Raw genomic sequence first — 26,984 nt, 5'->3', positions numbered from 1 at the left:
TAAATTTCCTCTATACTAATTTAATGATATTTTTTCACTTTACCCATGGCGTACCTTTGTTAGGATTGCGCGTTTATAACAACACACACAATATATAAAGGCCTAGTTAATGAACAAAGGACTATCTGTACTTTTAACCGCTACGATTTTCAGCTCTTGCAGTGCCCAAGCGCTTGAAATCTATAATGATTCGACTAATTCACTAACAATTGGTGGGTTTATTGATGCAAGGGTCATCCACACTCAAGGACAAACTGAAATAGTAAATGGTGCCTCGCGTATAAATTTTGATTTTAAAAGGCAATTAAAAGAACATTGGTCAGCTGTAGCCATGCTCGAATGGGGAGTTAATCCTGTTGGTAGTAGCGATATCATTTACAACAACCGATTTGAATCAATTCAAGATGAATTTTTATATAATCGTTTAGGTTATGTAGGCATTGCCCACGATCAATATGGTCAACTGACGATAGGCAAACAATGGGGTGTGTGGTACGACGTAGTATACAGTACTAACTACAGCCTAGTATGGGACGGTAATGCTGCAGGTGTCTATACCTATAATAAAGATGACGGTGCAATAAATGGCACAGGCCGTGGTGATAAATTACTCCAATACCGTAATAATTACGGTGATTTGAGTATTGCAGCTCAAGTACAGTTTAAAAATAACGACTTTTATACATGTGATGTAGAAGCAATCTCAGAATCTGATTGCGAAACACTATTTAATAACCAAAGTAACTTAGCGCAAAAAGTTGAGTTTAATTCTACATACGGTGCAGCACTTACCTATACGTTAACTGATAAATTGACACTTACAACAGGTTTTAACCGCGGTGAATTTAATATCGTTTATGGCACTGATGCCACGATGAAAACAGCGGTCGACTTAGTTTATGGTGCAGGTATTACTTATGGTAATTTTGATGCAAAAGGGTTCTATGCTGCTGCAAATTTAAATAAAAACAAAAACCATGATACAGATAACTTAGGCAGGTTAATTAAAAAGGCCGTAGGGCTTGAATCTCTTGTTTCGTATAGATTCGACAACAACATTCGCACATTTTTAGCATACAACGTATTTGATGCGGGTGATGACTATGTTATTCAACCAAACTTTAATGCTGATCCAAATGACACCTTTAAACGACAATTTAGCGTGTTAGGGGTTCATTACTTATTTGATAACAGTACCCTTGTTTATATCGAAGCAAGAAAAGATTTTAGTGACTTCTCAAGTGCAGACAAACAGCAAGAAGAACAAATGAGCTTATCAGAAGATGATGGTATTGCAATCGGCTTCCACTACGTATTATAAAATGAAATGTTGCTCGTTACTTTAGTTCAACTAGCAACACTCTCTTTATCTCTTCTCAATAAACGCTTTTTTTATTGCTTTATAACCCTCCCTCGGACCTAAAATAAGCCATAATAATATTATGCCCCCGGGAACTAATATCGCTTTTAGAATAGGCCCAAGCATGTAAGAATAAAAAAAGATAAAAGGTATAAATAAAACGAAGCCTATAACGCGTTTAATGATATTCATTGTGTATTTTCCTTTTAAAAGTGAGCGCGCTCATAAATTTAATTGAGCGCGCTCAATAAAGCAAGGCAATTCAAACTTTTTAAGTGATATAAAAATTAAAGCATTGAAATATGAGTAAAAAAGAAATAACACGAAATAAAATTTTAGCCGCAGCTTGGGAGCTATTTATAGAGCTGGGCTATGAATCAACCTCAACCAGATCAATTGCAAATAATGCAGGTGTTGCAGCAGGAACGGTTTTTAGCCATTTTGAAAACAAAATTGATTTACTTAAAGCTGGTATGTTATTGCAAATAGATAACATCATAACTACAGCAGCTTTAACTGATAAACAACACTCTCCTCGTTTGAAGTTACGCCATTATGCACTGCCCTTATTTACATTTTATTGTGAAAATAAAGAATTTAGTAAAGTGTTAATCAGCGATATAATTTGGCAAGCAGATTTTTTTAATTTTCAGCTCAACGAATTTAAAAAAATGCTCTTTAGTGAACAACCTCAATATGATGAAGTAAAAGCTACCGTAATGATGGATTGTTATTTTATGACTCTGCTTAGCGGTTTAAATGAAACACACCCTAAACCCGAAACGATGTTAAGAATGTTGACCAACAAACTAGCACTATTGTGAGAAAATCCCCCACTTTGTTCAAAACTTTTAATTTATTCACCGATGCGATTATATTATTTAACTAAAGAAATAATGTATGATGTGTTCTTCCTGTGTTTTTAACGCTTAAAATAACAATAAGTGACTATTTAGTTAACTCGTTACTTAATAAAACTGACTCTATGCGTTTTTACCACAGCATTTTTTATACTTGCGTCCATTACCGCAAACACATGGATCGTTACGGCAAATTTTTGGGGCAGTTCGTACTTGTGGACTCTGTGGAGGAGGACAACAGCTTGTATTTGTACAGGTTGATTCTTCAGGCCTCAAGCCTGTGTCTGATACACTTTCATGTGTTTGATTCATAATCGTGATACTTTTAGCCTTTTTAGTAATGCTATATTATAACCATAGTTTAGGGTGTATCTCGAGAGCTGTTTATTAATAAATAAAACGCTTTAATAATACTAGCGTAAAAACTAATAACCTCGCTTTTGCCAAAACTCAATTTCAGACATCGCCTCTTGTTCATATACTGAAAAAGTTTTATCTGCAATAATTTTTGAGTTCAATTCAATGGTCATCCGCCAGTCACCTATTTTATTATTTATAGGCTGCCATAGAGTGTCGCCTAGGTAAAAGTGCCAGTCATTATTTTTTATATATTCAGTACCTTCAAATGGAGCCATGGCGATACCATCATCATCGGGGATATCTGGGTGGTAAATACAAAAATGAATTTTTCCCCCTTCGCTTTTTTGATATTAATGATGAAACCAAATTCAATATCAAGCTTTGCGGGTACTTTGGTCGTGAACGATTGTATCTGTGGCAATTCTTTTGACGATGAGTCCCATTGAGTATAAATACCATAGCTTTGCATTGATACTAATGGTTTAATTTTTGCCATTATTGATATTCCTATTACGCATTATTTAATTAACTCGCTTTAACCTCATACTGTTTACCAAAGCTTTAAGCTTCAAAGCGCTTTGGATCTTTAGGGTAGAAAAAATCGGCTTGTTTTTCACAGAGTGAGAATTCTCGGGTGTTTTTATAAGGCAGTTTCATAAACCCAGCTACACCGACATCAGTTATACTCACAGCGTATTGCATTAGCTTATTAAGCAATCGTTTAAATTCGTCCTCTTTATTTGCATCAAGCAAACGATAATAATGGTGAATTTTCATTCTATCAGGGAGTGCTTCAAAAATAATACATCCGGTATGATGAATTTGGTTTAACTCAAATACACATTTTATCACTTTTTTAGGAAGTTGTAGTTGTTCATCCGGGTCTTTACCATCTTCAAAGTATGAATGGGGTCGGGTTACATCGCTGCTTTTTAAATTCATCACTTCGTATTCGAGTTCGGGTAACTGCTCAAATTTAAATGCCCCTGTACCATCTCGCTCTAACTGAATTGTTTTACGAGCATCAAATAAGCAACATTTGAACAGCCCTTTTTGATTAATTCCTTGTGCCAACATCACTGTATTATTTACCGCTTGAGTAAATGCATCAGCCAAACTTTCATCATGCATAATTAAAGACGACTCTACGTACAGTGATTCTTCTTTCCAATGAAAGCTTAACCCGCCAACAACGGGATATTTAGCTAAACGGCTTATTGAAGCTAAGAAGGCTTTTTCTGTATCGCCAGTATCAAATAAAAACTCTTTATAATAACGATCAAGTTGTGCATCGTTTACATCAAGCAGTTGCTGCTTATGATCAGCCTGGCGTAAAAACTGTTTGCGGGAACTGTATACAACTGTGTCTGGTAACTCAGTATCTGTACCAAACCAAAAGGGAATATGCGCTTTTATATTTTTATGGATATTTAGCTGAGGCAAGTAAGCTTTTGCCATGGTAGGCATATTACGCATAAAATAATCCCCTGCACCATCTCTTATGTGTTTTTCCTTAGATAACATGCCATCAATTACTTTTGCCAATTCCATAGGTAGTCCAAGCGAACTGGCCGGAATAACTTGTGCACCAAAGCGACAAGACTGTGCTGAGGCAAGTGCATAAAGTGTAGAGGCTACACCTTGTTCATCAAAACGCGGGGATGATTTTGCGCCAGACATTTGCTCATCACCAATAAAATAAACATCCCCCATTCGGGCATTAGTGCTGCTCAAATCACCTGACATTAAATCCATAAAATTGCTGGTAACAGGGTCACCATCACTGTCTATTTGAGCATATACCGAACTGCCCCAATCTACTAAAGATAGCCCCTGTGTGGCTTCATTCCAGACCAAGTTTGATGGTTTAATATCGCCATGCACTATCGGCTGTGGGCTGATACCGTTTTTATGATTACGTAAGTCTATTAGTACATTACGTAATTTAAGCGCAAGATCTGTGATTGCTGCTGCACTAAAGCGCCCTCTTTTGAGTGAAACTTTTTCTAAATCTTCACCTAGAGCACGGGCCATCATTAAAATGCCCTGCTTTTTTATTCGCTCAAAGCCATAAAATTTCGGCACTAAAAGATTATTAACTTGAGACAGCATATAAGCTTCATCTTCTAATCTGTCTCGTACGCTTTGTGCTAAAGTGATCCGCGAAAACTTAAACACCCAAGGTTGGTTATGTTCATCAAGCCCTGCAAATACAAAACCAAAAGCACCAGAGCCTATCATTTCGACGTCGGAGTAACCTAAATTCGTTAGTTTTTTTATACAGATATTAAGCCACTGGCGGTGCTTTTTAGCATCGTGATGCGAAAGCAAATAAACTGACTGCTCTTCGTTGATGTAAAAATTGCGGATTTCTTTGGCTTTCACTGCATTCTCACTGAGGGTAAATAAAAAACGGCTGGCAACATACGCCAACCGTTTGATCATTCTTCAAAACTAAATTACACGTTAATGTGACAATCATTCACTCTTTAGTAAATCTTCACATGTCCAATTGGGTTGTTCAAATTTAAACATAATCGCTACACTGGGTATTAAGACTATCGCAATTGCTAACCACGTATCAATAACTTGTGCAGCATAAAACCAACCTACCATTGCTGCAACTGTAAGCGTAATAAATTTTGCCATTAACGGTATATTGCCTTTGGTGCCATAGGTAAGTTGGTACGCATTTATCAGTTCACCCGCAACAAAAAACTCACATACTGTTACGTTCTTTGTGAACCCTTTGAGGCTTAAGTTTATTTTTGCGGCTTGGCCATCAAGTACAAACTCATGGCTCGTTGACATTTTATAGTTTTTTGATTCACTGACAACCTCCCCATCAACCATTACAACTTCTTTGCCCGATACAGGTGAGCAGTCATAAGTGATGAGTTTATTATTGAAGTTAAACTTGAATAACATCCCTTTGTTTACTGACACTTCTACATTTTCATTTGTTGTCATCTTATTTCCTTTAATATCAACTAATAACAAATCTCACACATTATTTTTAACATGTTTATATAGGAAATAAAATAGTTTTGTTAAAGGTAAAACACCAATACTGTACATAAATACAGTATTGGTGTTTTTTGTTATTTAACTAAACAATACCTAAAAGTTACAGACGAATGCCGCCGTCAATTTCAACCACACGGCCTGTGAAGAAGTCGTTTTCGATGATGTATTGCGCCGTATGTGCAATTTCATCAGCTTCACCGAAGCGCCCGACTGGGGTAACTGCAAGCATACGTTGCTTAGCTTCTGGCTTCATGGCGTCGGTCATGTTAGTACGAATAACACCCGGTGCAATAGCGCCAACACGAATACCAAAACGCCCTAGCTCTTTAGCCCAACCTGTGGTCATGGCGACAACACCCGCTTTAGATGCGGCATAATTAGTTTGGCCGATATTACCTGCACGAGCAACACTTGACATATTAATGATCACGCCACCTTTGCCCGATTCAATCATATGCGCAGCCGCTTCACGACCGGCTAAAAACACGCCAGTTAAGTTTACATCAATCACTGACTTAAATTGATCAAGCGCCATCTTAGCAACCACTTTTCCCTCTTTGGCTTTAATAAACATGCCGTCACGTAGAATACCGGCATTGTTTATCAAAATACCAATATGACCAAAATCACTATTAATATTATCAAAAGTGCTCTCAACTGCCTGTTCGTCCGTCACGTTAGCAACATAGCCTTTTACTGTAACACCATAATTGGCTAACTCTTTAACCGCAGCATCTAATAGTTCTTGTTGCATATCAACTAATGCGATATTAGCACCAAGTTCGGCAAGCTTATGCGCCATAGCGAAACCTAAGCCTTGCGCACCGCCGGTGATAACGACTGTATTATTTTTAATTTCCACCTGTTACTCCTTTGAAAACAATTTAAAAATGGCGCTAAAATCATCACTGCCCGCACCTTGGTGCTGTAGCATGGTATAAAGATTTTTCGCCATTGACCCCATAGGGGTTGAAGAGTTACTTTGCTGCGCGGCTTCCATCGCAAGCCCTAAATCTTTTGCCATCAAGTCAACCATAAAGCCTGGCTTATAATCATTACTCGCTGGGGCTGTGTCCATCACACCTGGGCATGGGTTATATAATTCGAGTGTCCAGTTGCGACCCGAACTTGCTGTCATAATATCACTCAATACTTTTGCATCTAGCCCGTTATTAATACCCATTTGAATTGCTTCACTGGTGCCTGCCATTAAAATACTTAACAGCATGTTGTTACAAATTTTTGCTACTTGACCAGCACCAATATCGCCAGCATGAAATATGTTTTTACCCATATCAGCAAGTACAGATTGCGCTTTGGCAAAATCTGTTTGTGCGCCACCAACAATAAAAGTTAATGTGCCTGCTGTTGCCCCTGCAACCCCGCCAGATACAGGCGCATCTACAAACGCGATACCTCGCTCTGCAAGTTCAGCACCCACCTCACGAGCAGACGCCGCATCAATTGTTGAACAATCAATAACCAGTGTAGATTTAGCTAAAATATTGATAAGCCCTGATTCACCCAAGTACAGTGACTTAACGTGCTTGCTAGCAGGTAACATGCTGATCAATACATCTACGTTTGTTGCACATTGCTTGGCGTCTATTGCTGCAGTAGCGCCTTGATCAGCGAGTTGATTTACGACCGACTGGTTTAAATCAAAAACATTTACCTTATGCCCAGCTTTAACCAAGTTTGCAGCCATTGGGCCGCCCATATTTCCTAAACCTATAAATCCAATAGAAAGAGACATAACATTATCCTTTTGTAAGGTGTGTTAATGGATGCGAGTCAGCAGTCCAGCGGGAAGTAAAAAAGCTTTCAATTAGCTGTTCGGGTAATTCATCGATTGATTTAAACTGCCAATTAGGCGCACCATCTTTGTCAATCAATAAGGCACGTACGCCCTCTTGAAATTCACCCACTTCGCCACATCGAACCGACATAGCTAACTCCATTTGGAAGCATTCGCCCAAGCTCTTACCTTTTGATTTAGTAAGTTGGTGCTCTACCAAAGCACAACTTAGTGGACAGCCATGCCTTAAGGCTTTTTGTGCGCGCGCTAACCATTTATCGTCAGTATCTAAGTTTAAAATATAAGCGACTTTATCTTGCAAGTTATTAAATTCACCTAACTTTTGAATGGTTGCTAAATTAGCTTTTACATTGCCCTTTGGCATACGACCTGAGTGGTTATCAAGCTCAGTAAGCAATACCGTTAGTTTTTCATGATTTAAAGACGCAGTTTTACCCCACTTAGTATTTACGAGTTGCTCAATCAAGCTGTCATATTTTTCAGCTTTAACAAAGTGATCGGCTAAAGAGACAAACATCGCATCATCACAATTGATAGATGCCGCTGTCAGGCCTAAAAATAAACCGACCTGCTCGGGCATTTTATGTAAAAAGTAACTGCCACCTACATCAGGGTATAACCCAATCGTTAGTTCAGGCATGGCTATTCGCGATGTTTCAGTAACAACACGGTGGCTGGCACCTGCCATTAACCCTAAGCCGCCGCCCATCACAATTCCGTTACCCCACACTAGAAATGGTTTCTCATAACAGTGAATTAAGTGATCTAAACGATATTCTTTGGTAAAAAAATCTTCGATATGGTTAGTAGGTTCGCCCGTTTTCATCGCGGTATGTAAACTAACGACGTCGCCACCTGCACAAAATGCTTTTTCACCAGCACCTTTTAAAATAACCATGGCGATATTTGCATCATCTGCCCACTCTCTTAGCTGCGGTTCTAGCAATTGGATCATGTCAAAATTAAGTGCGTTTAACGACTTTGGCGCATTGAGCGTAGCCAAACCAATCAAAGCACCATTGGCAGTCGCTGCGGTTTCAAATACCACAGCATCTTCTTGACTATTAAGGAGTGTTAATTCAACCATTAGCCGTTTACCCAATTTGCTTTGCGTTTTTCTAAAAAGGCATTAACACCTTCACGTTGATCTTCAGAATCAAATAAGCCAACAAAAAGTTCACGTTCAAGAGGCAATGCATGCGCCATTGGTTGTGTACGGCCCTTTTGGATAAGTGATTTACATGCGGTTACTGCAACAGGGCTTTGATCGGCCACTTGAGTCGCAAGTTTTAAAGCAGCGGCAAAACCTTCACCTTGTGGAACAACTTCTTCTACTAGACCAATTTGCAGCGCTTTATCGGCTTTTAAACGTTCACCGCATAAGATCATGCGCTTTGCCCAACCTTCACCCACCAACCAAGCAAGGTTTTGAGTGCCACCAGCACACGGTAATAAGCCTACTTTCGCTTCAGGTAATGCCATTTGTGCTTGCTCTTCTGCAATACGAATATCACAAGCAAGAGCCACTTCTAAACCGCCGCCCATGGCATAACCGTTAATTGCGGCAATCGACACACCGCGAAAGGCCGTTAATGCTTCAAATGCTTCACCAAACACTTGCGACATTGTCGCAGCAATGCCCTTATCACCATCAGCAAACACGTTTAAATCAGCACCGGCACTAAAAAACTTCTCGCCTTCGCCGGTGATCACTAATGAATAGATGTTTTTATTATCGTTGAGCTCATTTACGGTATTTTTTAATGCAATTAAGGTGTCTTTCGTCCAGGTATTTGCTGGCGGGTTTGACATCGTTAGAATCGCTACATGACCTTCAATGGTTAAATCAATACTTGGGTTTGACATGACGTGCTCCTTATAAAATATCAGCTGCTGATTGCGCTAAAATTCGACGAGCAATAATCACTCGCATGATTTCGTTTGTGCCTTCTAAAATTTGGTGTACGCGTACATCCCTAACATGGCGCTCTAACGGGTATTCTTTAATGTAGCCATAGCCGCCATGTATTTGCAGAGCTTCATTACACACTGTAAAACCTACGTCGGTAGCGAATCGTTTTGCCATCGCGCAATATGTGGTTTTTTCACTGTCACCGCTATCAAGTTTAAACGCGGCTAAACGTACCATTTGTCGTGCAGCCACCAGCTCGGTGTTCATATCAGCAATTTTAAATTGCAGTGCTTGAAACGCAGCCAGTGGTTTTCCAAATTGTTCGCGTTCTTGTAGGTATTCACGCGCCGTTTCTAAAGCTGCTTGTGCAGTACCAATTGAGCAGGTAGCAATATTAATACGCCCGCCATCAAGGCCTTGCATCGCAAACTTAAAGCCTTCGCCTTCAGCACCTAGTAAGTTATGCGCTGGAATACGTACATCTTCAAAACTAATTAATCGGGTTGGCTGGGCATTCCAACCCATTTTTTCTTCTGCTTTGCCATACTCAACGCCTTTGGCATCAGCGGGTACCACAAATGCTGAAATACCCGCAGCGCCTTCGCCACCAGTACGAGCCATAACCACAAGTACTTCAGTTTCACCTGCACCTGAGATAAACATTTTAGAACCGTTGAGCACATACTCATCGCCTTCAAGCACAGCTTTGGTTTTAAGTGATGCGGCATCTGAGCCAGAGCCAGGCTCAGTTAAACAATAAGAGGCAAGTAATTCCCCCATTACAAGCTGATCGCAATACTGCTCTTTGGTTTGCTCTGTACCAAAGCTTGCTATCATCCAGGTGGCCATATTATGAATAGTTAACATCGCTGTTGTGGCCGTACAGCCCATTGCAAGTTGTTCAAAAATAATGCTTGAATCTAAACGAGATAAACCTAAACCACCTGCATCCTCGGGTGTATATAAACCACAAAAGCCAAGTTCACCTGCGGCTTTAATTGTGTCTTTAGGGAAAATATGTTCACGGTCCCATTTAGCTGCATGGGGTGCAAGCTCTGACTTCGCAAATTGACGTGCTGTATCAGCAAATGCTTGTTGATCTTCAGTTAGGTTAAAGTCCATAGGAGACCTCTTTATAATTGTATGTTGTCAAAATTAGTGAAGGGCTACGAAGGCATCATTGTGTGTGTGAAGTGACCTTCGTGCCCCTCTTTTTTATTATTGTTATTTAAGATTAATACTCATGTTTGGACCTGAAGCAATGTCATCTTCAAACCAACGTGATGTAATAGTTTTTGTCTCAGTGTAAAAGCGAATACCTTGCTTACCGTAGGTATGCGTATCACCATAAAATGAGCCTTTCCAACCGGTAAATGAGAAAAACGGTAGCGGAACAGGAATTGGAACATTTATACCAACTTGACCCACTTCAATTTCGTGTTGGAATTTACGTGCAACAGCACCGCTTGAAGTAAACAATGATGTGCCATTACCATAGGGTGAGTTATTAATCAGGGCAATTGCTTCATCTAGCGAATCAACAAACATACACGCCAATACTGGGCCAAAGATCTCTTCGTTATAAAGATCCATATCAGTTGTAACATCACTAAACAGTGTAGGCCCAACCCAGTTCCCTTTTTCATAACCCTCAACAGTGAAATCCGAGCCATCAATTAAGCATGTTGCACCTTGTGCTTTACCACTTTCAATTAATGATAAAATACGCGCTTTGGCAGCGGCGGATGTTTGCGGTCCATAAGCAGCATCTTTATCATCCCAAACACCTGGGCGCACATTAGCAAAACCCGCTTTAATATCATCAACCCAATCTTTTGCTTGACCGACAAACACAGCAACTGAAATACCCATACAACGTTGACCAGCAGCACCAACCGATGCACCAACAAGGTTATTAACAACATGTGAGCGACTTGCATCTGGCATAATAACCATGTGGTTTTTTGCACCAACACAGGCTTGAACACGTTTTAAATTAGCCGTGCCTTTTGAATAAATATATTCACCTACGACACACGAGCCAACAAAAGAAATGGCACGAACTGCGGCATCTTCAAGTAAACGGTCGACCTGAGGTTTAGTTCCGTGTACAACTTGTAAAACACCTTTAGGTGCACCCGCCTCCACAAAAAGTTCAGCTAAACGCATTGGAGTCAGTGGGTCTTGCTCAGAAGGCTTTAATATAAAGGTATTGCCGCACACGATAGCAAGCGGAAACATCCATAATGGGATCATCGCCGGGAAATTAAACGGCGTAATACCCGCACATACACCTAGTGGCTGCATGTAAGAATAGGTATCAATTTTGCGGGCAACGTTTTCCATGGTTTCGCCCATCATTAAAGATGGCGCGTTTGCTGCTTGCTCAACCACTTCAATACCACGCCAAACATCGCCTTTTGCATCTTCGAATGTTTTACCTAGCTCATGGCAAATGATGGTTGCAAGCTCATCGTGATGCTCTTTAAGCAATGCTGCGTACTTCATCATGATACGAGCACGCTCTGTGATCGGTACATCTTTCCATGTTTTAAATGTTTCGCTCGCTGATGCTATGGCAGCATCCATTTCAGCATCTGTAGTACAAGGTACTTGGGCTAGTACTTCCTGATTTGCAGGATTAACAACATCAATAAGTTGCTCTGATGTCGATTGAATAAATTCGCCGTTGATAAATAATGGTACTTGGTGCATAACGCACTCCTCCCCAAAGGGTATTTGATTAAGCCGCAGTAGTTATTATTAAAAGAGCCTGCGGCTGTGAGAGATTAAAATTAGTTTGGTTTATACTGCTTCTACTGCAAGGGCAACCGCTTCACCGCCACCAATACATAATGATGCAATGCCTTTTTTCAGGCCTCTGTTTTTAAGTGCATGGATAAGCGTAACTAAAATACGCGCACCGCTCGCACCAATCGGATGTCCAAGAGCACAGGCACCACCGTTTACATTCACTTTGCTCTCATCAAGTTTTAACTCGTTAATTGCTAACATTGTTACCATGGCGAATGCTTCATTTATCTCCCACAGATCAACATCAGCCGTAGTCCAGCCCGCTTTTTCAAGTAAGCTAGTCATAGCGCCAACTGGTGCAAGAGTAAATTCACTTGGTTTTTGCGAATGGGTGCTATGAGCAACAATGCGACAAAGTGGTGTTAGCCCTTGGGCTTTCGCGTGAGACTCACTCATTAAAACAAGTGCAGCACCACCATCAGAAATAGATGAAGAATTAGCAGCAGTGATGGTGCCGTCTTTTTTAAATGCTGCACGTAAACTAGGAATTTTCTCTGGGCGAGCATTACCTGGTTGCTCATCAATACTGACCGTGACGTCACCTTTACGGCTGCTCATAGTATGTGGGGCAATTTCTGATTCAAAAAAGCCGTTTGCTATTGCCGCATTCGCTTTTTCTAATGAGCTAAGAGCGAATTGATCCATCTGCTCGCGGCCTATTCCATATTCATCGGCTGTATCTTGGGCAAAACACCCCATGGCTTTATTATCATAGGCATCTTCGAGACCATCACTCATCATGTGATCTTTAATTTCACCATGACCCATTCGCATGCCACCACGCGCTTTTGGAATAAAGTAAGGTGAATTAGTCATGCTTTCCATACCACCGGCAACCGCACTTCTAATTGAGCCAGCTTTAATTAAATCATGAGCAAGCATCGCTGCTTTCAAACCAGAACCACACACTTTATTAATGGTTGTTGCGCCAGTTGAACGAGCAAGGCCTGCTTTTAACATCGCTTGGCGAGCAGGAGCTTGACCTAAACCAGCGGGTAAAACACAGCCCATAATCACTTCATCAATTGCGCTATCATTTAATCCAGTATCGGCCAATGCGCCAGCAATTGCTGTTGCGCCAAGTTCAGTTGCGTCTGCACTGCTAAGTGCTCCCATAAAACCACCCATAGGGGTGCGTTTTGCTGCTACAATAACAACGGCTTCGGTAGTCATAAAAAGGCTCCATTTAGTCATTGGCACTCTCACTGTGTGTTAAGATACGCCAAACAATATGTTTATTAATCTGTATATGAGCATACATAATATTTACGTTTACGCCAACGTAAATCTAAAATCAAGGTTTTTACGCTCAACAAAAGTGTAAACTTATCTTTATTTTACTGTAGTTAAATTATCACAATGGCGCTAGAGAGACTGATTTAACTAGATACCCTGCTGTAACACTGACTAATGACGTACGCCTAAAGTATAACTTTCACAATCCACTTTACCTTTACGTAAACTTCACTTATATTGGGGTTATTCGAATGAGGTAGATACACTATGAATCAAGATAATCAAACAAATTTTGCCAGCTCTTCCGCTGAGCCCGCCAGTAATGAACAAACTTTTAGCATCAGTGAATTAGCTAAAGAGTTTGACATTACTACCCGCTCTATTCGCTTTTACGAAGATCAAGGTTTGATATCACCTGAGCGTAATGGCCAAACACGCATTTACTCTAAGCGCGATAAAGTGCGCTTAAAATTAATTCTACGTGGTAAACGCTTAGGTTTTACCTTAGCTGAAACGGGTCGTTTGTTTGAACTTTACGATGCAGATAAATCAAGTGCTAAACAGCTAGTCACTATGCTTGACTTAATTGCTGATAAAAAAGCGGATTTGAGCCAGCAGATGGATGATATAAAAGTTGTCTTAATGGAGCTGGTCACTGCAGAGCGGCGTTGTCGCGATACCTTAAATCAATTAGATGAATAATTACTAAAATACAATCATTAACAGACTCTCACACAGGAATGAATCATGAGCACTATTTCACTATATAAAGAAATGAACTTTGGCCTTGGCGAAACAGCGGATATGATCCGTGATCATGTTAATAGTTTTGCCAGTCAAGAAATCGCCCCATTAGCTGAAAAGACCGATCTTGATAATGCCTTTCCTAACCAACTTTGGCCGCAACTTGGCGAAATGGGCTTATTAGGCATGACAGTACCAGAAGAGTTAGGCGGTGCAGGTCTCGGTTACTTAGAGCATGTCATTGCGATGGAAGAAATAAGCCGAGCCAGTGCTTCTATTGGCCTAAGTTATGGTGCCCATTCAAACCTGTGTGTAAATCAAATTAACCGTAATGGTTCACAAGCACAAAAAGAAAAATACCTGCCTAAATTAATTAGTGGTGAGCACATTGGTGCTTTAGCAATGAGTGAGCCAAATGCAGGCTCTGATGTCGTTTCGATGAAACTTAAAGCCGAGAAAAAAGGCGATAAGTATATTCTCAATGGTAACAAGATGTGGATCACCAATGGTCCAGACGCAGACACTTTAGTTATCTACGCTAAAACTGATTTAACCGCCGGTGCTAAAGGTATTACCGCGTTTATTGTAGAAAGTAGCTTTCCAGGCTTTTCAACAGCGCAAAAGCTAGACAAACTTGGCATGCGCGGATCAAATACCTGTGAGTTAGTTTTCGAAAACTGCGAAGTACCCGAGGAGAATATTCTAGGTAATTTGAACGAAGGCGTTAAGGTGCTAATGAGTGGCCTTGATTATGAGCGCGTAGTGCTTGCTGCTGGCCCTCTGGGTATTATGCAAGCTTGTATGGACATTGTTGTTCCTTACATTCACGAACGTAAACAATTTGATAGCCCAATCGGCCAGTTCCAGCTTATTCAAGGTAAAATAGCTGATATGTATACACAAATGAATGCCGCTCGTTCATATGTGTACACTGTTGCTAAAGCGTGCGATCGCGGTGAAACAACTCGTAAAGATGCCGCAGGCGCTATTTTATATGCAGCAGAGCTTGCAACCAAAATGGCACTAGATGCGATTCAAATTCTTGGTGGTAATGGCTACATCAATGAATATGCAACGGGCCGCCTTCTTCGTGATGCAAAGCTCTATGAAATTGGTGCCGGCACTTCAGAAATTCGCCGTATGCTAATTGGTCGTGAATTATTCACTGAAAGCAGATAAGGACCTACGCGATGACTATTTTAAAATCTAGCGTTAATCCACATGATCCGCAGTATCTACAAAATCAGCAAAACATGGCTGAGCTGGTTGATGATTTACGCACCAAAGTAAAACAAATAAGCCAAGGTGGCGGCGCTGCATTAATCGAGCGTCACGAAGGCCGCGGTAAACTGTTTGTTCGTGACCGTATCAGCACTCTTATAGACGAAGGCTCACCGTTTTTAGAAATTTCACAATTTGCAGCTCATGGCGTTTATGAACAAGCCATACCATGCGCAGGTGTTGTTGCAGGTATCGGTCGCGTTAAAGGTGTTGAGTGTATGATTATCGCTAATGACGCAACTGTAAAAGGCGGCACTTATTTCCCGCTGACGGTTAAAAAACATTTACGCGCACAAGATATCGCTGAACGTTGTCATTTACCGTGTATTTATTTAGTTGATTCAGGAGGTGCAAACCTGCCTGAACAAGACGATGTATTTCCAGATAAACTGCATTTTGGCCGTATCTTTTATAATCAGGCGCGAATGTCAGGTAAAGGTATTCCACAAATTGCAGTGGTAATGGGCTTATGTACTGCAGGCGGTGCCTATGTACCCGCAATGGCTGATGAAAGCATTATCGTAAAAGAGCAAGGGACTATATTTTTAGCAGGTCCACCATTGGTTAAAGCCGCAACTGGTGAAGAGGTCACAGCCGAAGAACTCGGTGGAGCTGATGTGCACTGTAAAACCTCGGGTGTGGCAGATCACTACGCTGAAAATGATAGCCATGCATTATCAATTGCACGCCAATGTATAGAGCGCATCAATTATCAACGCCCTACTCAGCCTTTACTTGATGAAGTTAAAGCGCCTCGTTATGACATAAGTGAGCTATATGGCATCGTGGGGACTGATCTTAAAAAGCCATTTGATGTGCGCGAAGTAATTGCCCGTACCGTTGATGACTCTTCTTTTGATGAATTCAAGCGTTACTTTGGTGACACACTAGTAACTGGCTTTGCCAAAATATATGGCCACCCTGTAGGCATTGTGGCGAACAACGGCATTTTATTTAGTGAATCCGCACAAAAAGGCGCGCACTTTATACAGCTATGTGCCCAGCGCAATATTCCTTTAGTGTTTTTACAAAACATCACCGGTTTTATGGTGGGTAAAAAATACGAATCTGAAGGCATCGCAAAACATGGCGCCAAAATGGTGATGGCCGTGTCTTGTGCTGACGTACCCAAATTTACCGTATTAATTGGCGGCTCTTATGGCGCTGGTAACTACGGTATGTGTGGCCGTGCATTTGAACCTACCATGATGTGGATGTGGCCTAATGCCCGTATATCGGTGATGGGTGGCGAACAAGCTGCCGGTGTAATGGCACAAGTTAAACAAGATGGTTTAGCGCGTAAAGGTCATAGTATGACTGATGAACAAATTAGTGAATTTAAAAAACCAATCATTGATCAATACGAGCAGCAAGGTCATCCATATTACGCAAGTGCACGTTTATGGGATGACGGCATAATCGACCCTGCTGATACTCGTAATGTGCTTGGTTTGGCATTAAGCGCAGCTGCAAATGCACCAAAACAAGATTCGCAATTTGGCGTCTTTAGAATGTAAGGAAGTGAGTATGTCAGTAACACTACAAATAACTAAATCAAATGTGGCTGTACTCGTTTTAAGTCGCCCAGAAAAGCGTAATGCTTTTAACGAGCAAGTAATTCAAGAGCTAATTCAATGTATTGAACACGCTAATAGCTTAGATGTCCGCGCCTTAGTTTTAAAAACCGAAGGCGAGCACTTTTCAGCAGGCGCAGACTTAGCATGGATGAAATCCATGGCAAATAACGATTTTAGCGAAAACCTCGCTGATTCAAAACAACTAGCCAAACTCATGCATGTACTGGCAACCAGCCCACTGCCAACAGTATGTGCCGTACAAGGTGCTGCATTTGGTGGTGCACTGGGTTTAATTGCCTGTTGTGACATTGCTGTTTGCCAAGATAATGCCCAGTTTTGCCTAAGTGAAGTAAAGCTTGGGCTTATTCCTGCGGTGATCAGCCCTTACGTTATTAAAGCTATTGGTGAGCGTGCAGCACGCAGATACTTTTTAACGGCTGAGATTTTTGATGCTCATACAGCAAAGCAACTTGGTTTAGTGCATCAGGTTACAGGCAAACTTGACTGTGCTGTTGAACAATTACTCGAAACACTCATTAATAATGGCCCTGTTGCGGTTCGTGCTGCTAAACAACTAATAAATGATGTTGCAGGTCATGAAATCAATGGGCAAATTATAAACTTAACGGCTGAACGTATTGCACATATTCGGGTGTCTGAAGAAGGCCAAGAAGGTTTAACTGCCTTTTTTGAAAAACGTCCACCAAGTTGGCAAGCATAGGATTCATCATGAGCACACAATCATTACAAAAAATTCTTATTGCCAATCGCGGCGAGATAGCCTGTCGCGTTATGCGTACTGCGAAACAGATGGGTTTAACCACAGTGGCGGTTTATTCTGATGCCGATAAACACGCCCAGCATGTTAAATTAGCTGACGAAGCTTATCATATCGGCGCAGCACCAAGTAAAGACTCTTATTTAGTGGCTGATAAAATCCTCAAGGTGGCACTTGATGCAAATGTTGATTGCATCCACCCAGGTTATGGTTTTTTATCTGAAAACAGTGAATTTGCCAAAACCTGTGAACAGCATAACATCGCTTTTATTGGTCCACCAGCGTCAAGCATTGAAGCTATGGGCTCAAAAACCCGTGCAAAAGAGATCATGGCCGCTGCCAATGTCCCTTTGGTGCCGGGATATTACGGTGATAAACAAGAACCTGAGTTTTTACAAGCTGAGGCTGAAAAAATTGGCTACCCTGTGCTTATCAAAGCAGCATTTGGCGGCGGTGGTAAAGGCATGCGTATTGTTCAGCACGCCAAAGACTTTTTAACTGCATTGCAAGGTGCTCAACGTGAGGCCATTGCAGGTTTTGGTAACGATCTCGTATTACTAGAGCGCTATGTGAATAAGCCTCGCCATGTTGAAGTACAAGTATTTGCAGATAATCACGGTAACTGCGTGTATTTAGGCGACCGCGATTGCTCATTACAACGTCGTCACCAAAAAGTCATTGAAGAAGCCCCTGCCCCAGGACTTAGCGATGGACTGCGCAAAGAAATGGGTGAAGCTGCGGTGCGCTGTGCCTTGGCTATCAATTATCGTGGTGCTGGTACGGTAGAGTTTTTACTGTGTGGCGATGAGTTTTTCTTTATGGAAATGAATACTCGCCTGCAAGTAGAACACCCAGTAACAGAAATGGTGACCGGTGTAGATTTAGTCAATTGGCAAATCAATGTGGCGGCTGGTAACACCCTACCTTTAGAGCAAGCTGATATTGTGCTGCAAGGCCATAGTTTCGAAGCGCGTATTTATGCCGAAGATCCTAGTAATGACTTTATTCCTTGTTCAGGCACGATTGACGGCTTGTATATACCTGCTGAATCTGAGTTTGTACGAATAGATACAGGTATCAAACAAGGGGATGAAATAAGCCCGTTTTATGACCCTATGATCGCAAAACTGATTGTTCATGATGATAACCGTACTGCAGCGCTTTCACGTTTAAGTACTGCTCTTGAGCAATTTCATTTATCTGGATTTAGCTGCAACGTTAGCTTTTTACATAACTTAGCCAATCATCCAACCTTCAAACAAGGCGCACCGGATACGCACTTTATTGAAGAGCAAGGTGATGCATTAATCACAAATGATGCTGCGTTAAATGCAGTTAGTAAAATTATCGCTGCATTTTGCTACTTAACAGATTTAAATAGCAATGGTAGTAGCCCTTGGGATCAGCTGTCTGGCTTTATGCTAAACCGTGAGTCCGTCATTACTATCCCTTTTAGTGACAGACCTATCACGGCAACTAAGTTGAATGACGGCTTTATCATTCACCTAGACTCAGTGGACTATACAATCACAGGCTCGATTGAAAATAACCTGTGCCAGTTGTTTATTAATGGAGATAAGCATCGCTGTCATGTTGTTAATACAGCTAACTCTATTACCGTGATGTATAAAGCGCTACAGACTACGTTTGAATTAACCAACAAGCACTATGTAAGTGAGCATGAAAGTGAAGCACTGCCTCTTGCTGCCCCTCTAAATGGCACTGTGGTTAAACACCTTGTCGAAGTAGGTCAGCAAATTAAAAAAGGTGATGCTGTTGTTATTATTGAAGCAATGAAAATGGAGTATACCCTCAACGCACCACACGATGGCATATTACAAAGTTATTGCTTTGCACAAGGGGAATTGGTAAGTCATGGTGCCCTACTTGCTATAGTAACTGATGAGAATGCGACTGATGTGGGTACCGCCGATGAGTAACTTATCAGCCAACACATTACCTAAAAAAGTACGTATTGTCGAAGTAGGTGCGCGAGATGGCCTGCAAAATGAAAGAGCCGTTAGCACCCAAGACAAAGTATCACTCATTAACGCACTAGCAGCGGCAGGTATTAGCGATATCGAAGCGGGCGCGTTTGTCTCCCCTAAATGGGTGCCGCAAATGGCCGATTCGCGCGATGTAATAAGCGCCCTAACTCTACCAGATACTAACTTAACTGCCCTCACTCCAAACTTAAAAGGGGCGCAAGCGGCGCATGAAGTAGGTATTAAAGAGTTTGCCATATTCACAGCAGCCAGTGAGTCATTTTGCCAAAAGAACATCAACTGCTCAATTGAGCAAAGTATTGCTCGCTTTGCCGATGTCATGGAATTTGCCAAACAACATAATATCCGTGTACGTGGCTATGTAAGCTGTGTATTAGGTTGCCCCTACGAAGGCGATATAAATCCGCAACAGGTGCTAAAAGTGAGCCAGATGTTGTTAGAGTTAGGCTGCTATGAAATAAGTCTTGGTGACACCATAGGCGTAGGCACGGCTAATAAAGTAGATGAGTTATTGGATGTGTTGTTAGCGCATATTGATAAATCATTATTAGCAGTTCACTTTCATGACACTTACGGCCAAGCGCTCACAAATATTTACACAGCCTTAAACCGTGGCATAGCAACGGTTGACAGTGCAGTTGCAGGGCTTGGTGGATGCCCTTACGCGAAGGGTGCGTCAGGAAATGTTGCCACCGAAGATGTAGTTTACTTACTGCAAGGACTTGGCATAGAGCATGGAATTGATTTAGAAAGACTGGCTAAAGCTGGTTGGGCAATTTGCACAGCATTAAACAAACAACCTGTGAGCAAGGTTTCCTTAGCTCTTAAAAATCAAATAGCGAATCAATAAACTATATTTAATATAGATTGATTACATCATAATTATAATTAAGGAGTGGGCCCATGGCCGGTTTCGATAAAGTAGTTTCAAGCTATGAAGCTGCAATGGAAGGGTTAAAAGACGGCGATACAATAATTGCTGGTGGATTTGGTTTATGTGGAATTCCTGAGGGATTAATCAGCGAAATTAAACGTAAACAAACTAAAGACCTAACTGTAGTTTCAAATAACTGCGGCGTGGATGACTTTGGTTTAGGGATTTTGTTACATGACAAGCAAATAAAAAAAATTATCGCCTCGTATGTCGGTGAAAATGCCCTATTTGAACAGCAACTACTGAGCGGTGAAATTGATGTGGTACTCACTCCACAAGGTACACTCGCTGAAAAAATGCGTGCAGGCGGTGCTGGTATTCCTGCTTTTTACACCGCAACAGGTTACGGTACACCGGTAGCAGAAGGTAAAGAAGTAAAAGAGTTTGATGGTCGCCCTTATATTCTAGAAGAATCAATCACCGGTGAGTTTGCCATTGTTAAAGCGTGGAAAGCAGATAGATATGGTAACCTTGTTTTTCGCCATACAGCCATGAACTTTAACCCAATGGCCGCCACTGCAGGTAAAATTACCGTTGCCGAAGTGGAAGAAATTGTAGAACCAGGAGAGCTTGAACCGAGTCAAATTCATACCCCTGGTATTTTTGTGAATCGCGTTATTAAAGGCAGCTTTGAAAAACGCATCGAACGCACAACTACTCGCGATTAGGAGCACACAACATGGCATTATCACGTGAACAAGTCGCAATGCGTGTTGCGCAAGAGCTACAAGACGGTTACTACGTTAATTTAGGGATCGGAATTCCAACCTTAGTGGCTAACTATGTACCTGATGGCATTGAAGTTATGCTACAGTCTGAAAATGGCTTGCTGGGTATGGGTCCCTACCCGACTAAAGCTGAACTTGATGCTGATATGATCAACGCGGGTAAAGAAACCGTGACAGCAGCCACGGGAGCTGCAATATTTAATAGTGCAGATAGTTTTGCAATGATCCGTGGTGGTCATGTAGACTTAACAGTCTTAGGTGCATTTGAAGTTGACCAGAACGGAAACATCGCCTCGTGGATGATCCCCAAAAAGCTGATTAAAGGCATGGGCGGCGCGATGGACCTTGTTGCTGGCGCAAAGAATATTATTGTTACTATGACCCATGCGAGTAAACATGGTGACTCAAAACTGCTTGAAAGTTGTAATTTACCGTTAACTGGTGTTAACTGTGTAAAGAAAATAGTGACAGATTTAGCCGTGTTAGAAGTTAAAGACGGCGCATTTCATCTACTAGAGCGCGCGCCAGGCGTGTCAGTCGATGAAATTATTAGCAAAACGGCAGGCAAATTGCTTGTCACTGGTGATGTTCCAGAGATGGTGTTTTAACTTAACCTCTCAATAAATCACCTTGTACCGACCTCATTCCCAGTGCCAATGGCGCTGAGTTACCCAAAATCCCTCGCAAGAGGGATTTTTTTTGCGCAAAACTAATTGCACCATTTTATAGCAAAGCCATTTTCGTTGCCCCAAAGTAGTAAAATCGCTGAAATCTTATCTATGCTACTAATATTGCAAATAAATCAACTGTAACAATGATTAATCAAAAATATTCGCGATTGTAATTTTAATAAGCGTAATATGTTTATTTTTTATTAATATAAGCAAAAATTAATCAGTTGACGAACTATTTCAGCTAAGTCTTTGCAAATTGGGTTGTTTATTGCTTAACTATCCTTATTGAGAATTACTAACATCGACTATGCAAACACCTATTAGAGGATTACGTTCGTTTTGTTTTGCGGCAAGAACGTTAAGCTTTAAAGAAGCCGCTAACCAGCTTTATCTAACTCCATCTGCTGTGAGTCATCAAATTAAACAATTGGAAGAGCAGCTAGGTATTGAGCTTTTTGAGCGCCAAACGCGTTCAATTCGGTTAACGTCCGCGGGGAAAAACTTTTATGACTCTGTATCGCCTTTGATAAAAGCGCTTGAAAAGACCATAACCGAATTTAGTCAGCTGCAAGAAAATGTAAATATAAGTATTACCTTACCTGAGTTCTTTGCCAGTGAACTATTAATGCCTAAACTCAGTGAATGGACCACAGAGCATCCAAATACAAATTTACAATTAAACACCATGAAAACGCGTAAGGAGCTGACTAAGCAAAGTGATCTTTCTATTGTTTTATCATCCTCTAAGCCTATTGAAGGTGTGGTGCATGAGCTATTTTCGTTGTCATACTCTCCAGCCTGTAACAAAAAGAATTGGGAGGCATGGAAAGATGAACCATTTCAGGCACTCAATGAAGTACCTCTAATATTGCATAAGGCACGCCCATGGGCTTGGCACCAATGGGCTGAGCATGCAGGTATTGAAGACTTCGCGCCGAAACAAATAATCCAAGTCGACAGCATGTTTGGTGTAGCACGCGCCGCACAGCAAGGAATGGGGATCGCACTTATCCCCTTGCCTATCAGCCAAACGTGGTTCGAAGAAGAGTGGTTGTTTAACTTCACAAACTTACCGCTAAAAACTAAAGATAAGTATTACTTGGTTCATCACGAACCCAGCGAGTCTAATGCTTCACTAGAGCTCTTTATTAAATGGCTGCTAGATACATACAAACATTTAAAATAATTATTTATACAGCAACTCTGGAGTTGCTGTTCACTGTCTTACATACGTAAATAAATTTCACTTGTAAGGTGTCTTTTTATCGTTTGTACCGCTCGCCAGCTCTGACTAAAGTTAATGTGTTCATTATGAACAACCAAATAACTCAGAGGAAATTATCATGTTAAATATACTAACGAAGCGAATTTTAGTTGCGACACTATTAACATCATCTTCAGCAGTACTTGCTGATCAAACAGACTATAAATTAATGGTTATTGATAATGAAGTATCTGCGAGCGCACTTTCAAATGGTGAAATGATGGCGTTGACTAAAGACAACGAAGTTATCAAGAACGACCCTAATCGCGCTTATGAGATCCCTTTTAATAGCTGTGCTGCGAATGTAAAATTAAGCAACTACGCTGATGCTGAAACCCTATGTACTCAGGCAATCACTTTACTTAAATCAAGTAAAGTACCTAGCTATAAGCGTAATGAGCTAACCTCGTTTGCTTTAAGTAACCGTGGGGTTGCCCGTATTATGTCACACAATGAGACAGCAGCAATTTCAGACTTTTATGAAGCTAACCAAATGTTTAACAATGATTTAGTTAACCATAACTTAAATCGTGCTAAACAAAACTTAGCGTTATAAATGCGTTGTTTTTGATGCGGCACACTTAAGATGTTCTGTGTGTCGTTCACTTTAATTAGCTATCACCTCTGGCAGCAAATTCTAATACCGTTGCATTTATACAATACCTATCTTGACCATTTGGCCCTTCCCCTGGAAACATATGCCCCAGATGTATCCCCGTTGATTTAGATTTGATTTCTATTCGCTGCATACCGAAGCTGTTATCTTCATGTTCAGTGACACTGTCTTTAATTGGGTGTGTAAAAGAAAGCCAACCTGTGCCTGATTTAAATCTATCGCGAGTGTCAAATAAAGGCTCGCCACTTAGCTTATCGATAAACTGGCCATCCGGTGTGTTTTTAAAAATATCGTATTGTTTACAAAAAGGGCTATCAGTGCGTGCATTAAAAGCAACACGATACGCTTCACTATCTCCTAATTTAAATGCCCCCAACGCTTTATAAAATTCAGTATTTGTCACATACCCTTGGCGGCCAAATACTTCTTTACCATTTTCTAAAAATAAGATGGTAGGCGTTGCCCACGTAGGAGATTTAATAGTAAGGCCTGTTAGTTGATCAGCTTTTCTATAACTCAAAGGTATTGTGCCTTTGTAGTCATTTGTCACTTCTTTTTTTAACTTTTCACAGTAAGGGCAATAATCATGCGAATCAATGATCACAATCTGCTTACCTGCTAACAGCGCTTTATTATCCACTTCACTCTTTGGCTGCGTTGAGAACACCACACCTGTAGAGTGATCAGGGCAATATCCATTTGGATTTTTTGCTATGTAGTCCTGATGATATTCCTCAGCGGGGTAAAACTTATCCAGCGGTTTTATCACTGTTTTAATTGAGTCGAAGCCTGCTGCCGTTAATTTAAGTTGATACTGTGCTTTTAATTGCTTTGCTATATCAAGTTGTGTTGAATTACTGGTTAATATAATAGAGCGGTATTGCGTGCCAATATCATTGCCTTGACGATTAAGCTGCGTTGGATCATGGCTTTCAAAATAACGCTTAAGTAGATCATCGGCTGTTAACACATTACTGTTAAACGTAACTTTGACAACTTCAGCGTAATTATTATCGTCAAAGCGTTTAGATGAGGCTGTTATATTTCTATAAGTGGCTTTAAAGCCATTGCCATCAGCGTAGCCCGAAACAGCATCTATCACACCGGGCATTGCTTCATAGCGCTTTTCAGCTCCCCAAAAACACCCAGAACCTAATACCAGTGTTTGTACATGCATGCTGGCTTGAACATTTTTACTCGCTGTTTTTTCATCGCTCGCTAAAGCATATACACCAATGCTTGCACTCACTAGTGCTGTGCAAAGCATCATTGATAACGGTTGTTTGAACATACAAAACTCCTAAAATGCGTTATTAATCTACTAGACCTATCAATTGACGTATTAATTTCAGCCTTAACGCTTCAAACCTTATATCTGTCGTGTTTAACTTAAAGTTTGAGCCCAGATAAGGTAAAAAGTCTTTTTATTTTAACTTTTGATATTAAAACTGGGTGTTAAACATGAAAAACGTTTTTAAAGCTTCTGCAATTGCCTTAGCGCTTGCAATAAGTACGCAAGTAACCGCGGCAGAGATTAACTTTTCGACAAAGATTAACAATAAAGCACAAACATTAGTGGTTTTTTATAGCCAAGATGCCAATAACAGTGCATTTAATGACGTTGATAAACAGTTCAAAAATCAACTTTCTCACACTATTGATATTAAGCAATTTGATGGTAAATACGGCGATATACTGGAAGTTATTACAACTAACTCACGTAAACAGCAACGGGTTTTCATCGTTGGTACAGGCAAGCAACAACAACTAGACAAATCAACCATCGCTAAATTGGGTGGCAATGTTCATGCGACGCTACTACAAAACAAAGTTGAATCTGCAAGCGTCGTATTTGATAGCGTAAAAGGTGCTATTAGTAACCCTGAGCTTGCTGCTAATTTTGCCCACGGTGCAAATTTACGAGATCACCGCTTCGAGAAATACAAACAAACGCCAAACACAGTCACTGTAAAATACTACTTTGATGTAGATAACAAGAAACAGACCAACAACACATACTCTACGCTACAAAGCATAGAACAAGGCGTATTTTTAGCCCGTGATCTGACTTCTGAAGTAGCAACACATATGACGCCCGTTGCGTTTGCAAAAGCGGCAAAAGAATTAGAAGCGCTCGGTGTTGAAATTACCGTTTTAGAACCAAATGAATTGAAAGAACTCGGTATGGGTGCGCTTGAAGCAGTTGGCCGTGGCAGTGAACAAGGTGCACGATTAGTTGTAGCACATTATAAAGGCTCAAACACAACGCCCATTGCATTAGTTGGTAAAGGGATCACTTTTGATTCTGGTGGTTATAGCATCAAAACTGGCGCATCAATTGCTCGCATGAAATCGGATATGGCGGGCGCCGCCGCGGTGCTTGGTACCGTTAAAGCAATGGCTTTAGCTAAAGCGGATAAAAATGTCGTGGCCGTTATGGGCATGGCGGCTAATATGGTGTCACAATTTGCTGTAGCCCCTGGCGATGTTGTACGCACTGCTGAAGGCCTCAGCGTTGAAATAGTCAACACTGATGCTGAAGGACGCTTAGTGTTAAGTGATGCCATGTGGTATGCACGTAAACATTTTAATCCTGAAATCATGATTGATGTTGCCACTTTAACAGGTTCAAAAATCAAAGCTGTGGGCAATGATTACGCTGGCGTTTTTTCACAAGACGATACGCTTATTTCACAACTTACCTTAGCGGGTAAACATGTAAACGAAAACCTATGGCGCCTGCCTTTAGGCTACAAAAGCACGTTAAGTTCTGACATTGCAGATCTTAAGAACCTAGGTTCAAGCGGACCAGGTGCTACAACGGCAGCGAGCTTTTTAGAGCACTTTGCTGGTGAGACCCGTTGGGTACACATAGATATTGCAGGTAATGCACTTGCGACTAAAGGCAAAGATGAAATCTCACCTGGCGGCACAGGCTTTGGTGTGCGACTTTTAAGTGAGTGGCTGTTAAGTAATTAAGCTTTTATAATTAAG

25 protein-coding genes and 1 pseudogene are annotated in these 26,984 nt (G+C 41.0%); 13 read left to right on the top strand and 13 right to left on the bottom strand.

Annotation, left to right across the window (positions count from 1 at the left end):
* Window positions 1-109 precede the first annotated feature (109 nt).
* Window positions 110-1,321, top strand: coding sequence for a porin (locus QMA12_RS05815; protein ID WP_290209042.1), 1,212 nt, complete (start codon window positions 110-112; stop codon window positions 1,319-1,321).
* Window positions 1,322-1,366: 45 nt separating this feature from the next.
* Here QMA12_RS05815 and QMA12_RS05810 read toward each other — a convergent pair whose 3' ends face one another.
* Window positions 1,367-1,552, bottom strand: a complete 186-nt coding sequence (locus QMA12_RS05810; protein ID WP_087534037.1) for a hypothetical protein — start codon at window positions 1,550-1,552, stop codon at window positions 1,367-1,369.
* Window positions 1,553-1,662: 110 nt separating this feature from the next.
* Here QMA12_RS05810 and QMA12_RS05805 point away from each other — a divergent pair, with 110 nt between their 5' ends.
* Window positions 1,663-2,184 carry a TetR/AcrR family transcriptional regulator gene (locus tag QMA12_RS05805; protein WP_290209041.1) on the top strand — a complete coding sequence of 174 codons (522 nt, stop codon included), beginning with the start codon at window positions 1,663-1,665 and terminating at the stop codon, window positions 2,182-2,184.
* Between the two features lie 159 nt (window positions 2,185-2,343).
* Here the strand turns inward: QMA12_RS05805 and QMA12_RS05800 are convergent, their stop codons facing one another.
* The 11 genes and pseudogenes from QMA12_RS05800 to QMA12_RS05750 form a co-directional block, all read right to left on the bottom strand.
* Entirely contained in the window at window positions 2,344-2,532 is a 189-nt protein-coding gene (locus QMA12_RS05800; RefSeq protein WP_087534039.1) for an SEC-C metal-binding domain-containing protein, read from the bottom strand.
* A gap of 113 nt (window positions 2,533-2,645) precedes the next feature.
* A pseudogene (locus QMA12_RS05795) lies at window positions 2,646-3,049 on the bottom strand (DUF3859 domain-containing protein).
* A gap of 92 nt (window positions 3,050-3,141) precedes the next feature.
* Window positions 3,142-4,965, bottom strand: a complete 1,824-nt coding sequence (locus QMA12_RS05790; RefSeq protein WP_290209075.1) for a serine/threonine protein kinase — start codon at window positions 4,963-4,965, stop codon at window positions 3,142-3,144.
* A gap of 93 nt (window positions 4,966-5,058) precedes the next feature.
* Complete coding sequence (locus tag QMA12_RS05785) at window positions 5,059-5,550, bottom strand: hypothetical protein (RefSeq protein WP_290209040.1); 492 nt, start codon at window positions 5,548-5,550, stop codon at window positions 5,059-5,061.
* Window positions 5,551-5,707: 157 nt separating this feature from the next.
* A complete protein-coding gene (locus tag QMA12_RS05780) occupies window positions 5,708-6,469 on the bottom strand; it encodes an SDR family oxidoreductase (RefSeq protein WP_290209039.1) in 762 nt (253 codons plus the stop codon).
* A gap of 3 nt (window positions 6,470-6,472) precedes the next feature.
* Complete coding sequence (gene mmsB / locus QMA12_RS05775; RefSeq protein WP_290209038.1) at window positions 6,473-7,363, bottom strand: 3-hydroxyisobutyrate dehydrogenase; 891 nt, start codon at window positions 7,361-7,363, stop codon at window positions 6,473-6,475.
* Between the two features lie 4 nt (window positions 7,364-7,367).
* The gene (locus QMA12_RS05770) at window positions 7,368-8,513 is read right to left on the bottom strand and encodes an enoyl-CoA hydratase/isomerase family protein (protein ID WP_290209037.1); all 1,146 of its coding nucleotides are present in this window, start codon (window positions 8,511-8,513) and stop codon (window positions 7,368-7,370) included.
* The gene (locus QMA12_RS05765; RefSeq protein WP_087534045.1) at window positions 8,513-9,292 is read right to left on the bottom strand and encodes an enoyl-CoA hydratase; all 780 of its coding nucleotides are present in this window, start codon (window positions 9,290-9,292) and stop codon (window positions 8,513-8,515) included. Before QMA12_RS05765 ends, QMA12_RS05770 begins: the two co-directional genes overlap by 1 nt.
* 10 nt (window positions 9,293-9,302) lie before the next feature.
* A complete protein-coding gene (locus tag QMA12_RS05760) occupies window positions 9,303-10,460 on the bottom strand; it encodes an acyl-CoA dehydrogenase family protein (RefSeq protein ID WP_290209036.1) in 1,158 nt (385 codons plus the stop codon).
* Between the two features lie 102 nt (window positions 10,461-10,562).
* A complete protein-coding gene (locus tag QMA12_RS05755) occupies window positions 10,563-12,053 on the bottom strand; it encodes a CoA-acylating methylmalonate-semialdehyde dehydrogenase (RefSeq protein WP_290209035.1) in 1,491 nt (496 codons plus the stop codon).
* 90 nt (window positions 12,054-12,143) lie between these two features.
* Complete coding sequence (locus tag QMA12_RS05750) at window positions 12,144-13,325, bottom strand: acetyl-CoA C-acyltransferase (RefSeq protein WP_290209034.1); 1,182 nt, start codon at window positions 13,323-13,325, stop codon at window positions 12,144-12,146.
* Window positions 13,326-13,655: 330 nt separating this feature from the next.
* On the opposite strand from QMA12_RS05750, the gene QMA12_RS05745 reads away from it, so the two are divergent.
* The 10 genes from QMA12_RS05745 to QMA12_RS05700 all read left to right on the top strand — a co-directional run bounded on the left by QMA12_RS05745 (window position 13,656) and on the right by QMA12_RS05700 (window position 23,930).
* On the top strand, window positions 13,656-14,090 hold the full coding sequence (locus QMA12_RS05745) for a MerR family DNA-binding transcriptional regulator (RefSeq protein ID WP_087534049.1): 435 nt from the start codon (window positions 13,656-13,658) through the stop codon (window positions 14,088-14,090).
* Window positions 14,091-14,135: 45 nt separating this feature from the next.
* The gene (locus tag QMA12_RS05740; RefSeq protein ID WP_290209033.1) at window positions 14,136-15,311 is read left to right on the top strand and encodes an isovaleryl-CoA dehydrogenase; all 1,176 of its coding nucleotides are present in this window, start codon (window positions 14,136-14,138) and stop codon (window positions 15,309-15,311) included.
* Window positions 15,312-15,322: 11 nt separating this feature from the next.
* Window positions 15,323-16,930, top strand: a complete 1,608-nt coding sequence (locus QMA12_RS05735) for a carboxyl transferase domain-containing protein (protein ID WP_290209032.1) — start codon at window positions 15,323-15,325, stop codon at window positions 16,928-16,930.
* A gap of 10 nt (window positions 16,931-16,940) precedes the next feature.
* Window positions 16,941-17,711, top strand: coding sequence for an enoyl-CoA hydratase/isomerase family protein (locus QMA12_RS05730; protein WP_290209031.1), 771 nt, complete (start codon window positions 16,941-16,943; stop codon window positions 17,709-17,711).
* A gap of 8 nt (window positions 17,712-17,719) precedes the next feature.
* Window positions 17,720-19,708 (top strand): acetyl-CoA carboxylase biotin carboxylase subunit, encoded by a 1,989-nt coding sequence (locus QMA12_RS05725; protein ID WP_087534053.1) that lies wholly within the window; start codon window positions 17,720-17,722, stop codon window positions 19,706-19,708.
* Window positions 19,701-20,624 carry a hydroxymethylglutaryl-CoA lyase gene (locus QMA12_RS05720; RefSeq protein WP_290209030.1) on the top strand — a complete coding sequence of 308 codons (924 nt, stop codon included), beginning with the start codon at window positions 19,701-19,703 and terminating at the stop codon, window positions 20,622-20,624. Before QMA12_RS05725 ends, QMA12_RS05720 begins: the two co-directional genes overlap by 8 nt.
* A 53-nt stretch (window positions 20,625-20,677) precedes the next feature.
* Window positions 20,678-21,376 (top strand): CoA transferase subunit A, encoded by a 699-nt coding sequence (locus QMA12_RS05715; RefSeq protein WP_087534055.1) that lies wholly within the window; start codon window positions 20,678-20,680, stop codon window positions 21,374-21,376.
* Between the two features lie 11 nt (window positions 21,377-21,387).
* A complete protein-coding gene (locus QMA12_RS05710; RefSeq protein WP_087534056.1) occupies window positions 21,388-22,044 on the top strand; it encodes a CoA transferase subunit B in 657 nt (218 codons plus the stop codon).
* 373 nt (window positions 22,045-22,417) lie between these two features.
* Entirely contained in the window at window positions 22,418-23,296 is an 879-nt protein-coding gene (locus tag QMA12_RS05705; protein ID WP_087534057.1) for a LysR family transcriptional regulator, read from the top strand.
* Between the two features lie 157 nt (window positions 23,297-23,453).
* The gene (locus tag QMA12_RS05700; protein WP_290209029.1) at window positions 23,454-23,930 is read left to right on the top strand and encodes a hypothetical protein; all 477 of its coding nucleotides are present in this window, start codon (window positions 23,454-23,456) and stop codon (window positions 23,928-23,930) included.
* A gap of 55 nt (window positions 23,931-23,985) precedes the next feature.
* Here the strand turns inward: QMA12_RS05700 and msrA are convergent, their stop codons facing one another.
* Window positions 23,986-25,281 carry a peptide-methionine (S)-S-oxide reductase MsrA gene (gene msrA / locus QMA12_RS05695; RefSeq protein WP_290209028.1) on the bottom strand — a complete coding sequence of 432 codons (1,296 nt, stop codon included), beginning with the start codon at window positions 25,279-25,281 and terminating at the stop codon, window positions 23,986-23,988.
* A gap of 170 nt (window positions 25,282-25,451) precedes the next feature.
* Here msrA and QMA12_RS05690 point away from each other — a divergent pair, with 170 nt between their 5' ends.
* Complete coding sequence (locus QMA12_RS05690; protein ID WP_290209027.1) at window positions 25,452-26,969, top strand: leucyl aminopeptidase; 1,518 nt, start codon at window positions 25,452-25,454, stop codon at window positions 26,967-26,969.
* Window positions 26,970-26,984 lie beyond the last annotated feature (15 nt).

Origin of the sequence: Pseudoalteromonas sp. APC 3893 (genome assembly GCF_030408095.1) — a bacterium.
GTDB lineage: Bacteria > Pseudomonadota > Gammaproteobacteria > Enterobacterales > Alteromonadaceae > Pseudoalteromonas.
Note: the sequence above shows the minus strand (reverse complement) of the source record. Positions and strands in the feature narration are given on the sequence as shown.

Excerpts from the sequence above, each read along its gene's own strand:
- QMA12_RS05720 (WP_290209030.1), top strand. The coding sequence starts at position 19,701 with ATGAGTAACTTATCAGCCAACACATTACCTAAAAAAGTACGTATTGTC.
- QMA12_RS05805 (WP_290209041.1), top strand. The coding sequence starts at position 1,663 with ATGAGTAAAAAAGAAATAACACGAAATAAAATTTTAGCCGCAGCTTGG.
- QMA12_RS05755 (WP_290209035.1), bottom strand. The coding sequence starts at position 12,053 with ATGCACCAAGTACCATTATTTATCAACGGCGAATTTATTCAATCGACA.
- QMA12_RS05725 (WP_087534053.1), top strand. The coding sequence starts at position 17,720 with ATGAGCACACAATCATTACAAAAAATTCTTATTGCCAATCGCGGCGAG.
- QMA12_RS05715 (WP_087534055.1), top strand. The coding sequence starts at position 20,678 with ATGGCCGGTTTCGATAAAGTAGTTTCAAGCTATGAAGCTGCAATGGAA.
- QMA12_RS05705 (WP_087534057.1), top strand. The coding sequence starts at position 22,418 with ATGCAAACACCTATTAGAGGATTACGTTCGTTTTGTTTTGCGGCAAGA.
- QMA12_RS05810 (WP_087534037.1), bottom strand. The coding sequence starts at position 1,552 with ATGAATATCATTAAACGCGTTATAGGCTTCGTTTTATTTATACCTTTT.
- QMA12_RS05770 (WP_290209037.1), bottom strand. The coding sequence starts at position 8,513 with ATGGTTGAATTAACACTCCTTAATAGTCAAGAAGATGCTGTGGTATTT.
- QMA12_RS05800 (WP_087534039.1), bottom strand. The coding sequence starts at position 2,532 with ATGAATCAAACACATGAAAGTGTATCAGACACAGGCTTGAGGCCTGAA.
- QMA12_RS05785 (WP_290209040.1), bottom strand. The coding sequence starts at position 5,550 with ATGACAACAAATGAAAATGTAGAAGTGTCAGTAAACAAAGGGATGTTA.
- QMA12_RS05815 (WP_290209042.1), top strand. The coding sequence starts at position 110 with ATGAACAAAGGACTATCTGTACTTTTAACCGCTACGATTTTCAGCTCT.
- msrA (WP_290209028.1), bottom strand. The coding sequence starts at position 25,281 with ATGTTCAAACAACCGTTATCAATGATGCTTTGCACAGCACTAGTGAGT.
- QMA12_RS05700 (WP_290209029.1), top strand. The coding sequence starts at position 23,454 with ATGTTAAATATACTAACGAAGCGAATTTTAGTTGCGACACTATTAACA.
- QMA12_RS05750 (WP_290209034.1), bottom strand. The coding sequence starts at position 13,325 with ATGACTACCGAAGCCGTTGTTATTGTAGCAGCAAAACGCACCCCTATG.
- mmsB (WP_290209038.1), bottom strand. The coding sequence starts at position 7,363 with ATGTCTCTTTCTATTGGATTTATAGGTTTAGGAAATATGGGCGGCCCA.
- QMA12_RS05765 (WP_087534045.1), bottom strand. The coding sequence starts at position 9,292 with ATGTCAAACCCAAGTATTGATTTAACCATTGAAGGTCATGTAGCGATT.
- QMA12_RS05760 (WP_290209036.1), bottom strand. The coding sequence starts at position 10,460 with ATGGACTTTAACCTAACTGAAGATCAACAAGCATTTGCTGATACAGCA.
- QMA12_RS05735 (WP_290209032.1), top strand. The coding sequence starts at position 15,323 with ATGACTATTTTAAAATCTAGCGTTAATCCACATGATCCGCAGTATCTA.
- QMA12_RS05710 (WP_087534056.1), top strand. The coding sequence starts at position 21,388 with ATGGCATTATCACGTGAACAAGTCGCAATGCGTGTTGCGCAAGAGCTA.
- QMA12_RS05730 (WP_290209031.1), top strand. The coding sequence starts at position 16,941 with ATGTCAGTAACACTACAAATAACTAAATCAAATGTGGCTGTACTCGTT.
- QMA12_RS05745 (WP_087534049.1), top strand. The coding sequence starts at position 13,656 with ATGAATCAAGATAATCAAACAAATTTTGCCAGCTCTTCCGCTGAGCCC.
- QMA12_RS05690 (WP_290209027.1), top strand. The coding sequence starts at position 25,452 with ATGAAAAACGTTTTTAAAGCTTCTGCAATTGCCTTAGCGCTTGCAATA.
- QMA12_RS05740 (WP_290209033.1), top strand. The coding sequence starts at position 14,136 with ATGAGCACTATTTCACTATATAAAGAAATGAACTTTGGCCTTGGCGAA.